Source organism: Amycolatopsis sp. SID8362, assembly GCF_010550475.1.
In the GTDB taxonomy this organism is placed as follows: Bacteria; Actinomycetota; Actinomycetes; order Mycobacteriales; family Pseudonocardiaceae; genus Amycolatopsis; species Amycolatopsis eburnea.
This window is the reverse complement of record NZ_JAAGNB010001042.1, coordinates 1-661: the sequence shown is the minus strand read 5'-3', so window position 1 is coordinate 661 and position 661 is coordinate 1. Positions and strand designations below refer to the sequence as shown.

Here is a 661-nt window from a genome sequence, read left to right as displayed (position 1 = left end):
GGCTGCCTGACCGGCGCGCCCGACCGCGCACCGGCGGCTTGGGCGCCGACGACGTCGGTGCACGGGACGCACGTGGCGGGCATCATCGCCGCGGCCGACGACGGGCGCGGCGTGACCGGTGTGGCGCCCGGGGTGCGAGTGGCGTCGGTGAAGGTGATCGACGACCGCGGCTACGCCGACCCCGAAGCCGCCGTGTGCGGGCTGATGTGGGCCGCGTCACGGCACATGCGGCTGACGAACAGCAGCTTCTTCGTGAACCCGTGGACGCTCTCGTGCATCCGCGGCAACGACCGCGGCGTGGTCCACGAAGCACTGGCGCGCGCGGTGGAGTACAGCACGTCGGCGGGCACGCTGAACGTCGCGGCGGCGACGAACGAAGCCGTCGACCTGACACCGTCGGCGCGGTCCGGCTCGCCGGGCGCGGGCAGCGGCTGCGAGGCCCTGCCGGCCGGGCTGCGGGACGTCGTCGCGGTGTCGGCCGTGGGTTCGGACCGGGTGAAGGCGGGCTACAGCTCGTACGGGCTGGGCGTGATCGACGTCACCGCGCCGGGCGGCGAGATGGGCGAGTGCGTCCTGTCGACGGTGCCGGGCGGGTACGCGCCGCTGTGCGGGACGTCGATGGCGGCGCCGCACGTCACCGGCGTGCTGGCGCTGCTGGCCT

The 661-nt window shown here is 75.2% G+C and carries 1 protein-coding gene; it reads left to right on the top strand.

Annotated elements, in window-relative coordinates:
* On the top strand, positions 1 to 661 hold a 661-nt coding region (locus G3I65_RS32565), incomplete at both ends, for a S8 family serine peptidase (RefSeq protein ID WP_160699497.1).